The organism is Bradyrhizobium sp. BEA-2-5 (assembly GCF_032918025.1).
Classification (GTDB): Bacteria; Pseudomonadota; Alphaproteobacteria; order Rhizobiales; family Xanthobacteraceae; genus Bradyrhizobium; species Bradyrhizobium pachyrhizi.
The window spans coordinates 398614-411770 of record NZ_CP136629.1 but is presented as its reverse complement, the minus strand read 5'-3'; the positions used below and the strand labels follow the sequence as shown (position 1 = coordinate 411770).

At 64.5% G+C, this 13157-nt stretch carries 17 protein-coding genes; 10 read left to right on the top strand and 7 right to left on the bottom strand.

Annotation, left to right across the window (positions count from 1 at the left end; translation table 11 throughout):
- Window positions 1-43: 43 nt before the first annotated feature.
- The 5 genes from RX327_RS01940 to RX327_RS01920 all read left to right on the top strand — a co-directional run bounded on the left by RX327_RS01940 (window position 44) and on the right by RX327_RS01920 (window position 4517).
- Window positions 44-1126, top strand: coding sequence for a zinc-binding alcohol dehydrogenase family protein (locus tag RX327_RS01940; protein ID WP_050386474.1), 1083 nt, complete (start codon window positions 44-46; stop codon window positions 1124-1126).
- A 9-nt stretch (window positions 1127-1135) separates the two neighbouring features.
- Window positions 1136-1897: a tRNA (guanosine(37)-N1)-methyltransferase TrmD gene (gene trmD / locus RX327_RS01935; protein ID WP_317249298.1), complete on the top strand. Its 762-nt coding sequence runs from the start codon at window positions 1136-1138 to the stop codon at window positions 1895-1897.
- A 109-nt stretch (window positions 1898-2006) separates the two neighbouring features.
- Entirely contained in the window at window positions 2007-2387 is a 381-nt protein-coding gene (gene rplS / locus RX327_RS01930) for a 50S ribosomal protein L19 (protein ID WP_018318903.1), read from the top strand.
- A gap of 344 nt (window positions 2388-2731) precedes the next feature.
- Window positions 2732-4138 (top strand): 3-isopropylmalate dehydratase large subunit, encoded by a 1407-nt coding sequence (gene leuC / locus RX327_RS01925; RefSeq protein ID WP_317249297.1) that lies wholly within the window; start codon window positions 2732-2734, stop codon window positions 4136-4138.
- Between the two features lie 169 nt (window positions 4139-4307).
- On the top strand, window positions 4308-4517 hold the full coding sequence (locus RX327_RS01920; RefSeq protein WP_028336275.1) for a hypothetical protein: 210 nt from the start codon (window positions 4308-4310) through the stop codon (window positions 4515-4517).
- 123 nt (window positions 4518-4640) lie between these two features.
- Here the strand turns inward: RX327_RS01920 and RX327_RS01915 are convergent, their stop codons facing one another.
- On the bottom strand, window positions 4641-5207 hold the full coding sequence (locus RX327_RS01915) for a hypothetical protein (RefSeq protein WP_050386476.1): 567 nt from the start codon (window positions 5205-5207) through the stop codon (window positions 4641-4643).
- Window positions 5208-5365: 158 nt separating this feature from the next.
- Here RX327_RS01915 and RX327_RS01910 point away from each other — a divergent pair, with 158 nt between their 5' ends.
- The gene (locus RX327_RS01910) at window positions 5366-5659 is read left to right on the top strand and encodes a DUF1330 domain-containing protein (RefSeq protein ID WP_028336273.1); all 294 of its coding nucleotides are present in this window, start codon (window positions 5366-5368) and stop codon (window positions 5657-5659) included.
- Window positions 5660-5734: 75 nt separating this feature from the next.
- On the opposite strand, the gene RX327_RS01905 is transcribed toward RX327_RS01910, so the two are convergent.
- The 3 genes from RX327_RS01905 to RX327_RS01895 form a co-directional block, all read right to left on the bottom strand.
- Window positions 5735-6073, bottom strand: coding sequence for a hypothetical protein (locus tag RX327_RS01905; RefSeq protein WP_028352299.1), 339 nt, complete (start codon window positions 6071-6073; stop codon window positions 5735-5737).
- A 127-nt stretch (window positions 6074-6200) separates the two neighbouring features.
- A complete protein-coding gene (locus RX327_RS01900) occupies window positions 6201-6440 on the bottom strand; it encodes a hypothetical protein (RefSeq protein WP_028336272.1) in 240 nt (79 codons plus the stop codon).
- Between the two features lie 550 nt (window positions 6441-6990).
- Window positions 6991-7317 carry a hypothetical protein gene (locus tag RX327_RS01895; protein ID WP_050386478.1) on the bottom strand — a complete coding sequence of 109 codons (327 nt, stop codon included), beginning with the start codon at window positions 7315-7317 and terminating at the stop codon, window positions 6991-6993.
- A gap of 115 nt (window positions 7318-7432) precedes the next feature.
- Between RX327_RS01895 and RX327_RS01890 the strand changes: the two genes are divergently transcribed.
- The 3 genes from RX327_RS01890 (at window position 7433) to RX327_RS01880 (ending at window position 9424) form a co-directional block, all read left to right on the top strand.
- Entirely contained in the window at window positions 7433-7831 is a 399-nt protein-coding gene (locus RX327_RS01890; RefSeq protein ID WP_317249296.1) for a metallopeptidase family protein, read from the top strand.
- Between the two features lie 105 nt (window positions 7832-7936).
- Window positions 7937-8539 (top strand): 3-isopropylmalate dehydratase small subunit, encoded by a 603-nt coding sequence (gene leuD / locus RX327_RS01885; RefSeq protein ID WP_317249295.1) that lies wholly within the window; start codon window positions 7937-7939, stop codon window positions 8537-8539.
- Window positions 8540-8632: 93 nt separating this feature from the next.
- Window positions 8633-9424: a hypothetical protein gene (locus tag RX327_RS01880; RefSeq protein WP_317249294.1), complete on the top strand. Its 792-nt coding sequence runs from the start codon at window positions 8633-8635 to the stop codon at window positions 9422-9424.
- 346 nt (window positions 9425-9770) lie between these two features.
- On the opposite strand, the gene RX327_RS01875 is transcribed toward RX327_RS01880, so the two are convergent.
- The gene (locus RX327_RS01875) at window positions 9771-10649 is read right to left on the bottom strand and encodes a CoA ester lyase (protein WP_317249293.1); all 879 of its coding nucleotides are present in this window, start codon (window positions 10647-10649) and stop codon (window positions 9771-9773) included.
- Between the two features lie 144 nt (window positions 10650-10793).
- Here RX327_RS01875 and RX327_RS01870 point away from each other — a divergent pair, with 144 nt between their 5' ends.
- A complete protein-coding gene (locus RX327_RS01870) occupies window positions 10794-11450 on the top strand; it encodes a carbonic anhydrase (RefSeq protein ID WP_317249292.1) in 657 nt (218 codons plus the stop codon).
- 2 nt (window positions 11451-11452) lie between these two features.
- Here the strand turns inward: RX327_RS01870 and RX327_RS01865 are convergent, their stop codons facing one another.
- Together RX327_RS01865 and RX327_RS01860 are read right to left on the bottom strand one after the other, a co-directional pair.
- A complete protein-coding gene (locus RX327_RS01865; protein WP_028337876.1) occupies window positions 11453-12013 on the bottom strand; it encodes a TIGR00645 family protein in 561 nt (186 codons plus the stop codon).
- Window positions 12014-12051: 38 nt separating this feature from the next.
- Window positions 12052-13086, bottom strand: a complete 1035-nt coding sequence (locus tag RX327_RS01860) for an aspartate-semialdehyde dehydrogenase (protein ID WP_317249291.1) — start codon at window positions 13084-13086, stop codon at window positions 12052-12054.
- Between the last annotated feature and the right edge of the window lie 71 nt (window positions 13087-13157).

Genomic DNA, 13157 nt, shown 5'->3' with positions numbered 1-13157 from the left:
CTCCATCCGGGTTACCTAAGCAATGGTGCCACGGAGGACAACAATGACAAGCACGCACAAGGCCTGGCGGCTGCACGCCCACAACGATCTGCGCTTCGAGGATGTTGCGACGCCGAGGCCTGCGCCCGACGGCGTCGTGGTGCGGATCGAGGCCGGCATGGTGCTGTCCTACACCAACAAGCTTCTGTCGGGCGCGCTGCCCTACAGCCTGCCGCCGATGCCGTTCGTGCCGGGCACCAACGCGATCGCGCGCGTCGTCGCCGCGGGCGAGAACGTCACGCATGTGCGGGGCGGCGACCGCGTGTTCCTCAGCCCGCATCTGCGCGGCGACGTGCCGGATCGCGATCCGCCGCAGATCCTGATCGGCCTCACCGCCACGGTGACGACGCCGGAGGCGTTCGCACTGCAGGCGCGCTGGCGCGACGGCGTGTTCGCCGAGATCGCGCACTGGCCGGCCGCCTGCGTCACGCCGCTTGCCAATCTCGACGACAAGCCGGCCGCCGAGCTGATCGGGCTCGCAAAACTGATCGTGCCGTTCGGCGGATTGCAGCGCTCTGGCCTGCGCGGCGGGCAGACCATCATCGTCAACGGCGCGACCGGCTATTTCGGTTCGGGCGGCGTGATGCTCGCGGTCGCGATGGGCGCGGGCCGCGTCGTCGCCGTCGGACGCAAGGAAGCCGCGCTCGAGCAGTTGCGCGACGCGTTCGGCCCGCGCGTCATTCCCGCCGTCGTCAGCGGCGATGCGGCAGCCGACCTTGCGGTCATCCGCCGCGCCGCCGGCGGCACCGCCGATGTTGCGCTCGATCTGCTCGGCGCCGCCAAGAGCACCTCGACCACACTGTCCTCTCTGCGCGCGCTCAGGCGTGGCGGCCGGATGGTGCTGATGGGTAGCGCCGAGGTGCCGCTCGAACTCTCGTTCCGGGAGATGCTGGCCAATGACTGGGAGGTGGTCGGGCAGTTCATGTACGACCGCACGGCACCAGGCCAGCTCGCCGGCCTTGCCGCCGAAGGCCTGCTGGACCTGCGCAAGATCAACGTCGCGACCTTCAAGCTCGCCGACTTCCGCCGCGCAGTGGATGCGGCCGCGATGATGCAGAGCCTCGACCTCACGGCCGTGGTGCCGTAACCAGAGGCCATGACATCGCAAGAGACACCGGCCCAGGCGACACCCTGGCGCGCGACCGTGCTGACGCTGTTTCCGGAGATGTTTCCGGGACCGCTCGGCGTGAGCCTGGCCGGCCGGGCGCTGGCATCCGGACTCTGGCAGCTTGAGGCGCGCGACATCCGCGCCTCCGCTACCGACCGCCATCGCAGCGTCGACGACACCCCGGCCGGCGGCGGCCCGGGCATGGTGCTGCGGGCCGATGTGCTGGCGGCGGCGATCGACGCCGCCGATATCGTGCCTGACCGTCCGCGCCTGTTGATGAGCCCGCGCGGTCGGCCATTGACCCAGACCCAGGTCGCGGAGCTGGCGGCCGGGCCCGGGCCCCTGATCGTCTGCGGGCGCTTTGAGGGGGTGGACCAGCGGGTGATCGACGGACGGGGCCTCGAAGAGGTCTCGATCGGCGACTACGTCCTGTCCGGTGGGGAGATCGCGGCCCTGGCCCTGATCGACGCCTGTGTGCGGCTCCTGCCCGGGGTGATGGGCAAGCAGGCCTCGGGAACCGAAGAAAGCTTTTCGGACGGGCTGCTCGAATACCCCCAATACACCCGCCCGCAGCTGTTCGAGGGGGTCCCGATCCCGGAAATCCTGATTTCCGGCGATCACGCTAAGGTCGCGGCATGGCGACTGGCCCAATCCGAGGCCCTGACGGCGGTCCGGCGGCCCGATCTCTGGGCCCGCAAGGCCGGCCAAAAAGCCGCTCCGCGCCGGACAAAAAACACGACAGACGGGTGACAAACCCTGCGCTTTGCCTTATACGGGCGGCCAAATCCGCACCCGCGCAGGATAGATGGACGTTTGCGCAGCCCGCGAAAGGCTGGGCGCGCCGCCGATGGAGATTTCAATGAACCTGATCAAGCAGCTCGAGCAAGAGCAATTCGACAAGCTGTCCGCCGGCAAGGACATTCCGGAATTCGGCCCCGGCGACACCGTGATCGTCAACGTGAAGGTCGTCGAAGGTGACCGCACCCGCGTGCAGGCCTATGAAGGCGTCTGCATCGGCCGTTCCGGCGGTGGCCTCAACGAGAGCTTCACCGTCCGCAAGATCTCCTATGGCGAGGGCGTCGAGCGCGTGTTCCCGGTGATGTCGCCGATGATCGACTCGATCAAGGTGGTGCGCCGCGGCAAGGTGCGTCGCGCCAAGCTCTATTACCTCCGCAATCTCCGCGGCAAGTCGGCCCGCATCGTCGAGAAGCAGGACCGCCAGACCGCCGTCGGCGAGTAACGTTTCCCTCAGGGGATGTGACCAAAAGCGCGGGGCCTGCCCCGCGCTTTTTTGTTGCGGCATATTTATCTGACTTGCAGGCCCGCGCATGGATCGATTGTCGCGGGCGCGAGCCCTGTGTTAGAAATTTAGAATGGTTCCGGATCAAGCAAGCCAGCCCTGCAAGCGCATCGTCATCGACGATCGCTCGCGGCTGCCTGGCCGGTTCTTCGGACGCTTCGCGACCTCGGCAACGTCAGAGCTTAGAAGCGCAGCGTAACGCTGCCTGGACGCTTTCGCCTGCTCGCGCGCTTAAGACGCGCTCATGCCATCCCACCACTGAATTTCTTCTGGAGCTTAAGCTCATGTCCAAGCCGACCACCCTGTACGACAAGATCTGGAACGACCATCTGGTGCACGAAGCCGACGACGGCACGTGCCTGCTCTACATCGACCGCCATCTGGTGCACGAGGTGACCTCGCCGCAGGCGTTCGAAGGCCTGCGCGCCACGGGACGCAAGGTTCATGCGCCCGAGAAGACGCTCGCCGTCGTCGACCACAACGTGCCGACCACCGACCGCAGCAAGCCGAATCCCGATCCTGAAAGCATCGAGCAGATTAAGGCGCTGGCCGAGAACGCCAAGGAATTCGGCGTCGAATATTACAACGAGTTCGACAGGCGCCAGGGCATCGTCCACGTCATCGGCCCCGAGCAGGGATTTACGCTGCCCGGCACCACCATCGTCTGCGGTGACAGCCACACCTCGACGCATGGCGCGTTCGGCGCGCTCGCGCACGGCATCGGCACGAGCGAGGTCGAGCACGTGCTGGCGACGCAGACGCTGATCCAGAAGAAGGCCAAGAACATGCGCGTCACCGTCGACGGCAAATTGCCCGACGGCGTGACGGGCAAGGACATCATCCTTGCCATCATCGGCGAGATCGGCACCGCGGGCGGCACCGGCTACGTGCTGGAATATGCCGGCGAGGCGATCCGTGCGCTCTCGATGGAAGGCCGCATGACGGTCTGCAACATGTCGATCGAAGGCGGCGCTCGCGCCGGCCTGGTGGCGCCGGACCAGAAGGCCTACGACTTCCTGCGCGACCGGCCGAAGGCACCGAAGGGCGCGGCGTGGGATGCGGCGATGCGCTACTGGGAGACACTGCGCTCCGACGAAGGCGCGCATTTCGACCACGAGCTGCGCCTCGATGCGGCAAAGCTGCCGCCGATCGTGACCTGGGGCACCTCGCCTGAAGACGTCATCTCCGTGACCGGCATCGTGCCCGATCCGGACAAGATCGCGGACGAGGCCAAGCGCATCTCCAAGCATCGTGCGCTCAAGTACATGGGCCTGACGGCGGGCACCAAGATCACCGACATCAAGCTCGATCGTGTCTTCATCGGCTCCTGCACCAACGGCCGCATCGAGGACCTGCGCGCGGCAGCGAAGATTGCCGAAGGCAAGACCGTTTCAGCGAACGTCAACGCCATGGTCGTGCCGGGCTCCGGCATCGTGAAGGAGCAGGCGGAAGCCGAGGGTCTGGACAAGATCTTCATCAAGGCCGGCTTCGAATGGCGCGAGCCGGGCTGCTCGATGTGCCTTGCCATGAACCCGGACAAGCTGAAGCCGGAAGAGCGCTGCGCCTCGACCTCGAACCGCAACTTCGAGGGCCGCCAGGGCTTCAAGGGCCGCACGCATCTGGTCTCGCCGGCGATGGCGGCGGCTGCGGCGATCGCAGGGCACTTCGTCGATGTCAGGGACTGGCGCTAGGGCAAGCGCCAGATTCTCTTTGCCGCGTTTTCTTCACGCGAACCGGGCCACTTCGCTCGAAAACGCTATTGCTTCGTCTCAAGCTCGAGCCGTTTCGGAAACGGCTCGTTAACGGGGCGCACGCACACTGCCTCCTTGCGAAAACCAGCCTTCGCAAGGAGCGCGTGCCGTGGCCGATAAACCCGAATTCGTCGACATGATCAGCGACGCGACGCGCCAGAAGCGCCGTCGTGCCGTGGCGCGCATCATCGATCCGCTTCCCGAGGGGAAGGAAACCTCGCGCCTCAGCCACTGGCCGCCGGAGCGCTGGACGCAATGGCGGATGGAAAACCTGACGCCGTGGAAGATAAAGTCCTGGAAGCTGAAGAACTGGGATTAACGCCCCTTTCTTGACGCGTTTTCTTCACGCGAACCGGCGCGCACTTTGCTCGAACACGCTCCAGCGCGCAAAGAGAGGGACCCAGCAAGACGGGCGCCGTGGGGCCCGCTGTCATTTCAAACTTTACCAATAGACCCGGTACGGCCGCCAGTAGTGGCGATGGTGCCACCACGGCCGGCAGATCCGGCGCGGACCGTAATAGGTCCAGACCACCCGGCAACGGCGGTGATGATAGTAGGCCGGGTAATAGTAGGACGATCCGTAGAAGAAGCGCCGGTGATAGAAGTGCCGGCGGTAATAGGGCCGATAGCCGTAGCGGTAACCGCCGCCGTAGAAGCGGTGGTAGCCACCATAATGGCGATGGAAGCCGCCATAGCGATAGCCGCCATGGAACGCCGGCGCGGCGCGGAAGCCGCCACCATGGAAGCTGCGGCCGTGAAATCCGCCGCCGTGGAATCCACCACCGCGGAAGCCGCCGCCATGAAAACCGCCGCTGCCATGGCCGCCACCGCCATGCCGGACTTGGGTCGTCATGGCATCGGCCGCAGACTTTGCCGCGGGCGCGGCGCCCGGGCTCACCAGCGACAGCGCTTCGGCGCGCTGCTGCGAAGCGACCGACAATGCGAAGACCGCGGCCGCCGCAACGCCGAGACGGCGCACCAATCCGCGCCGCAAATAGCTCTCCCTCATCTCTGAACCTCCCTGACAACGGCAATGAGCACCACGCTGCTCGGCAGCCGGTTTCATTGCGTTCATTGCAGTCGCTCCCGGCATGACGCTAGAAATGCCGACGTGAATGCGCCATGAACGCGCAAAACGCTGCGGCGAAACGTCCGGGAGAAACGTCAGTGACTGTCTATGTGATCGTGCAACTCAAGATGACCGATCGCGCCGCCTATGATCGGTATCAGGCGCGCTTCTTCGACGTGTTCAGGAAGTTCAACGGACGCCTGCTGTCGGCCGACGAACGGCCCGCGGTGCTCGAGGGCAGCTGGGATCGCGACAAGCTGGTGCTGATGTCATTCCCTGACGAAGCCGCATTCCGTGCATGGTCGGAATCGCCCGAATATGTCGAGATCTCGAGGGATCGCAAGGCGGGTGCGCAAGGCATTGTGCTGCTGGCGAAGGGCTTCGCGCCCTGAGACGGACGGAGCAGCTCCGATCGGAGCTGCTCTCTCGTTGCAGCGCTGGTGTCGCGCATTGCGCGACTGCACGCATCACCAGAACGGGCCGAACCCGAAGCCGAAAGTGAATGGCGCCGGCGCAGCATAGGGGTACGGCCGATAGTAATAAGGCCGCCCGTAATAATAGGAGCCGTACGGACGATAGTAGGAATAGGGCCGATAATACGGACGGTAATAGGGACGGTAGCCGCGGTGATAGTAGCGACGATGGTAGTGGTGATGATGGCGCTGCGCGCTGATATCAGTCGCCTTGCCCGCTTGCCGCTGTGGTGCCGCGGCCTGCGGCGTGGCTGATGCCGCGGCGGTTGCCGATGCCGGCGCCGTCAACGCGAATGCACACGCGACAGCCGCAACACCGATCCATCTCATCATGATCAACTCCTGCAGATTGCGATGGATATCATCTCGCGTGGCTGAATCTGCTGGTTTGATGGCTGAGAACGACAACAGGCCCGCTGCTCACGGGCCTGTGTCTCAACTGCGCTGATACGCCGCGCGATCAACGGCGCCAGTGGCGACGATGCCCCCAGCCCCAGCCGCGGTGATGTCCGCGATGCCAGCCACGATGCCAGCCGCGCCCGCCCCAGCGTACCTGCGTGGTCGCCTGGTTCGCGTCGTCCTGAACCGTTGCGGCTGTACCCGGCGTGGCGAGCGACATCGCGCTTGCACGCTCGGCCGGCGCCGCCAACACCAACACGGCACCGACAGCCGCGAGCCCCAGAACCTTCATCGCCTTCATGAATTGTCTCCTTGATCCCTTTAAGTCACGTCTTGCAACGACGACTCGAACCTCTGCTTGATGCGCTTTCCTCACGCGAACCGGTGTCCATCCCGCATCACACGCGGGACAGGCTCCGCTGGAAAACGCTCGAGCTTTCGAATCGACCCCGTTGCCGCGACGCAGATCGCTAGCAGAATGCAGACGACGTGAATGGGAAGTGAATGACTGCGCCACGAACATGAATGCTGCTGGCGCGATCAGGTTCCGGCACTCCGTGCGATTTTTCGCGTTCGTATGCAAACGACATAGACGATGGTCGTATCTGGCGTTCTGTCCGTTGCAGGAGATTGCCGCGACACAAACAAGCACACGGAGGTGGCTGCTTCGAACAGCCCTCGCGGCGCTGAGCGGTTCCATCATGCTCGCCGATGTCGCGCTCGCGACCGGGCGGCGGCATGGGGACCGCGAGCCATCTCATGCAGATGCTGATGGCGGCGGTGGTCTATGGAACGACAGGATTGATCGCGGCTGTTGCGATGATCGGCGCGACGCGCCGACGTATGCGCAACTAGCCCGGCCGCCAGAAGCAGTTCATGCGCGGCGTGATCACGGTACCGCTCGGCCGGTGCTCCTGCACATAGGTCGCGGTGCAGTCGCGCACGGCGTTCGGACCGGGGTTGTAGCGCGGGATGACATCGGGTTCCCAATGATCGGGCTGCGACCGGTAGATCGGCACCCGCTTCAGCCGGCGGCGCTCCACGACGCGCGCGCGCGCGACCGGTGCCGCCTCGCCGACGCGCGCCTCAGCCGCCGCGCTCTGAGCCTGCACCTCTGTCGCCGGGAGCGAGAGCCCGACTGCTACAGCCAACAGCGCTGCCGCCACGATTCGTTTCATTACGCCCACCCAAGCTCGATTCTTGAGCCCCATTCGTGGGCGGCACGGTCTCCCATTGCGCCGCCAAGGTCAACTGCGCTGGCGCCGCCGATAGCACTCGCGCTAAAGGAGTGTCATGTGGACCACAGAAAAAGCCCCCTCGCTCGCCGAGATGGAGGCCATGGCGCACGAGGTTTTCGAGCGCCTGCCCAAGACGTTCCGGGCCCTCTGCGAGGGCGTGATCGTCCGCGTCGACGACTTCCCGACCGAGGAGGTCCTGGACGAGATGGGGTGCGAGAGCGAGTTCGACCTGCTCGGGCTGTTCCAGGGCGTCGGCCTGCCCCAGCAGAGCTTTGGCGACGTGGCGCGGCTGCCGAACATGGTCTGGCTCTACCGCCGGCCGATCCTGGATTACTGGGCCGAGCACGACGAAAGCCTCGGCCACATCATCCGCCACGTCCTGATCCACGAGATCGGCCACCATTTCGGCCTCTCCGACGACGATATGGCGGCAATCGAGGCCGATGCGGACTAAAACGGAAAAGGGCTCCAGCCCTGCAGAAATGGCCCTTTTACCGCTGTCACATTCGCGATAAACATCCGGCCGATATCCGCTATTTTTTGCCCGGGAAGAGCACCCATGGACAAGTTCACCACGCTGGAAGGCGTCGCGGCGCCGCTGAAGATCATCAATGTCGATACCGACATGATCATTCCGAAGCAGTACCTCAAGACCATCAAGCGCACCGGCCTTGGCAAGGGGCTCTTCTCCGAGCAGCGCTACAAGGACGACGGCAGCGAGAACCCGGACTTCGTTCTCAACCAGCCCGCCTATCGCAACGCCAAGGTTCTGGTCGCCGGCGACAATTTCGGCTGCGGCTCGAGCCGCGAGCACGCGCCCTGGGCGCTGCTCGACTTCGGCATCCGCTGCGTGATCTCGACCTCGTTCGGCGACATCTTCTACAACAACTGCTTCAAGAACGGCATCCTGCCGATCCGCGTCTCGCAGGAAGACCTCGACAAGCTGTTCGACGATGCCGAGCGCGGCGCCAACGCGACGCTGACGATCGACCTGCCGAACCAGGAGATCCGCGGCCCCGACGGCGGCAAGGTCAAGTTCGAGATCGATCCGTTCCGCAAGCACTGCCTGATCAACGGCCTCGACGACATCGGTCTCACCATGGAGAAGAAGGCCTCGATCGACAGCTACGAGACCAAGCTTAGGGAACGCGCCTGGGCTTGAGGCTCAGCGCATCATCGTGCCCCGGTGCCGTCAGGCGCCGGGGCTTTTCTTTGCCAAATTCGCTCGCCGCAAACCCGCTGATAGCTAACGCGCATGCTGCCCGAGATCGTCACCTTCTGGCACGGCCCGATGGATGCGCTGCGCCGGACCTGTCTGCGCTCGCAGCTCGCTGCCGGTCACAAGATCACGGTCTACAGCTTCGACACCATTCCCGGCCTGCCCGACGGTATCGGCAATGCCGAAGCCGAAGCCGTGCTGCCGCACTCGTTCGCGGAGAAGCTGCGCCCGGCGCAGCCGGACGGCAGCTGGCGCGACTGGACCAAGCTGCAGTTCAGCGACTTCTTCCGCATGAAGCTGATGGCGAAGGGCCTCGGCCTCTGGCTCGATGCCGACGTGCTGCTCTTGAAGCCCATCGAGATCGATCCGGCAAAACCGTACTTCGCCTGGGAGCGGCCGCGCCAGCTCGGCAACTCCGTGATGTATCTGCCGCCCGACGATCCGATCGTGCGCGCGTTCGAGGCGCTGATGCAGCAGGACGAGCTGATCCCGGACTGGCTGGCGCTGCGCCACCGCCTGACCTTTGCGATGCGCCGGCTGCGCGGCAAATCCAACCGCCTCGCCGACATCCGTGTCGCGATCTACGGCCCGGCGGCGCTCACCGCGCTGGCGCGCCGCGCAGGCGAATTGCAGCACGCGCTGCCGAAGCGATCGTTCTACGCCGTGCATGCCGAGCCAAAGCTGTTCTTCGAGCCGTCGGATTTTTCGCGCTACCTGAACGATCCCGGGATCATCGGCCTGCACATCTCGCCGAAAGGACGCGGCAAGGAGGCGCCGATCCCGGGCAGTCTCTACGCGTGGGCGGCGGAGAGGTTTGGGGCGCGATAATCACCCTCACCTGGAGGGGGAGGGTCGACGCGAATGAAGTGAGCGGCGGGGTGGGTGACAGTCTCTCCACGCATACTCTGCTCGTGTTGAGAGATCACGCCACCCCGGCTCGCATTTCGCTACGCTCGACGCGATCCGACCCTCCCCCTCCAGGGGAGGGCAATCGCATATGGCCGTTTGAGGCAATCGGAGTTCCCACAAACTCGTCATGCCCGGGCCCGGGCATCCACGTCTTCGTTTCCACGCAAAGAAAAGACGTAGATGGCCGGGACAAGCCCGGCCATGACGGCGCGGAAGAATCGGTTCATTCAAATGCAATTGCCCTGCCCTCCAGGGGAGGGTGGAATTAATGCCCCATCGCCGCGATCGCGTCCGCGATCTCGATGGTGCGGCGGGCCATGTCGGCGTGCAGGCGCTCCACCATGGCGCCGTCGAGGCGGATCGCGCCGCGCGAGGCGTTCTCCGGCAGCTCGAACGCGGCGATGATCTTTCGGGCGCGCGCGACTTCCTCTTCGGGAGGCGTGAAGATCGCGTTGCAGGCGTCGATCTGCGAGGGGTGGATCAGCGTCTTGCCGTCGAAGCCGAGATCGCGGGCTTGCGCGCATTCGGTGGCGAAGCCGTCGGAATTGGCGATGTCGCTGTAGGGGCCGTCGAGGATCTCGAGGCCGTGGGCGCGCGTCGCCAGGATGCAGTGGGTGATCATCGGGATCATCGCGGCGCGTCCCGGCAGCATCCGGATCCGCGTCTCGCGCGAGATATCATTCGGGCCGAACACGAAGCCGGCGAGCCTGGTTTCGGAATCCTTCGATGCCGCGGCCAGCTTGTCGGCGTCGAGCACCGCGCGCGCGGTCTCGATCATGGCCCAGACCTGGATCGAGGCGGGCGCATTGATGTCGCTGAGGCGATCGGCGACGGCGTTGAGATCGTCGACGGTCGAAATCTTGGGAACCAGAATGCCATCCGGCTGCGCCTTGCCGGCCATGCCGATGTCGTCGACCCACCAGGGCGTGTCGAGCGCGTTGATGCGGATCAGGACCTCGCGCTTGCCAAAGCCCTTGGCCGCGACCGCCGTGGCGATCTGCTCGCGGGCTGTGGCCTTGGCGTCGGGGGCGACCGAATCCTCAAGGTCGAGGATAATGCCGTCAGCCGGCAGCGTCCGGGCCTTTTCCAGCGCCCGTGCATTCGATCCCGGCATGAACAACAGGCTGCGGCGCGGACGGGTCATCGACATTCTCCTGAGGGGCTCGGGCGCCGCCGGTGTCCATTGTTTGGGCATCGGGCGGGAACCATTCTTCAAGGCTGCCGTATCATCTCAGGCCACGCGCCGAAAGTCTTGTTCCCGTTACCCGCATGTGGTTAGCCAGAGGCCATGAAATTCTTTCCGAAACAATTGATCGACGGCTACCGGACGTTCGCGACCCAGCGACTACCGACCGAGCAGTCGCGCTACCGGGACCTCTCGGAGCGCGGCCAGTTTCCCGAGACCATGGTGATCGGCTGCTGCGACAGCCGCGTCTCGCCGGAGGTGATCTTCGACGTCGGCCCCGGCGAATTGTTCGTCGTCCGCAACATCGCCAACCTCGTGCCGGTGTATCAGCCCGACGGCACCGCCCACGGCGTCTCGGCGGCGCTGGAATATGCCGTGACGGTGCTGAAGGTGAAGCACATCGTGGTGCTTGGCCACGCGCAATGCGGCGGCATCCGCGCCTTCGTCGACAAGATCGAGCCGCTCACGCCGGGCGACTTCATCGGCAAATGGATGCAGATGTTCATCAAGCCGGGCGAAGTGGTCGAGCAGCGCGAGCACGAGAGCATGGCGCAGTTCGTCGAGCGCATCGAGAAGGCCGCCGTGTTCCGCAGTCTGGAAAACCTGATGACCTTCCCGTTCGTGCGCAAGGCGGTGGAGAGCGGCCAGATGCAGACGCATGGCGCCTATTTCGGCGTCTCGGAGGGCTCGCTGTTCGTGCTGGACCGGGTCGCGAAGGAATTCATCAGCGTCCGCGACGAGCTGAAATCGGGCGAGTAGATCTACTCGTTGCCGTGATGGCCGCTGCCCCAGCGGTCGGAGATCGCGAGCATGAAAGACGACACCACGAATACCAGGTGCACGCCGACCAGCCAGGCGAGCTTGCTGGGATCGAACGCGGTATCGAGGTTCATGAACGCCTTCAGCACCTGAATCGCCGAGATGGCGACGATCGAGGCGAGCAGTTTTTGCTTCAAGCCGCCGAAATCGACCTTGGTCATCCAGTCCGGCCAATCCGGATGCCCTTCCGGATCGATTTTCGAGACGAAGTTCTCGTAGCCCGAGAACACCACGATCAGGATCAGATTGCCGGTCAGCGAGATGTCGATCAGCGCCAGCACGCCGAGAATGATGTCGGATTCCTTGGCATCCGGCACATGCAGGATGAAGTGCCACAGCTCCATGCAGAACTTGAACAGCAACGCCGCGAGGCTGATGACGAGGCCGAAATAGAACGGCGCCATCAGCCAGCGGCTGTTGAACAGCAGGTTCTCGAAACGACGTTCAATCCGCTTCAGCGTCGGATTGGGCCGATAGGTCCCCGGTTGTTCCGCTTCCGCCATGCCACGCGCTTCCTGACACCGTATTCCCGCGGCAGCTTTTACGCCGCCTTCTTCTTCGCGCTGATCAGCTTGCGGTTGATCAGCACTTCGGCGATCTGGATCGCGTTGAGCGCTGCGCCCTTGCGCAGGTTGTCCGACACGCACCAGAGCACCAGACCGTTCTCCACGGTCGCGTCCTCACGGATGCGGCTGATATAGGTGGCATCCTCGCCGGCCGCCTCATAGGGCGTGGCGTAGCCGCCGGGCTCCTGCTTGTCGATGACGAGGCAACCCGGCGAGGTGCGCAGGATGTTGCGGGCCTCGTCCGCGCTGATCGGGTTCTCGAACTCGATGTTGACGGCCTCGGAATGACCGACGAACACCGGCACGCGCACGCAGGTGGCCGTAAGCTTGATCTTGGGATCAAGAATCTTCTTGGTCTCCGCCATCATCTTCCACTCTTCCTTGGTGTAGCCGTCCTCCATGAAGACGTCGATCTGGGGGATGACGTTGAAGGCGATGCGCGCAGGAAACTTCTTATTGACGATCTCGCTGTTGGTGTAGACGGCCTTGGTCTGCGAGAACAGCTCGTCCATCGCGTCCTTGCCGGCGCCCGACACCGATTGATAGGTCGAGACCACGACGCGCTTGATCGTGGCCTTGTCGTGCAGTGGCTTGAGCGCGACCACGAGTTGCGCGGTCGAGCAGTTCGGGTTGGCGATGATGTTCTTCTTCTTGAAGCCTTCCGTCGCAGCCGCGTTCACTTCCGGCACGATCAGCGGCACGTCCGGATCCATGCGCCAGGCCGAGGAGTTGTCGATCACCACGGTGCCGGCGGCGCCGATCTTCGGCGACCATTCCTTCGACACCGCACCGCCCGCCGACATCAGGCAGATGTCGACGTCGGAGAAATCGTAGTGCTCGAGCGCTTTGACCTTCAGGGTACGGTCGCCATAGGAGACCTCGACGCCGACGCTGCGGCGCGAGGCCAGGGCCACGACCTCGTCCGCGGGAAATTTGCGCTCATCCAGGATGTTGAGCATTTCCCGTCCGACATTGCCGGTCGCGCCGACCACTGCGACTTTGTAACCCATCGTTCACTCTCCGATGAAAAAGCCCGTTCCCCCGCCAGCTGCGGAAAGGGAAGAGGCAGCGCTTCTATGCG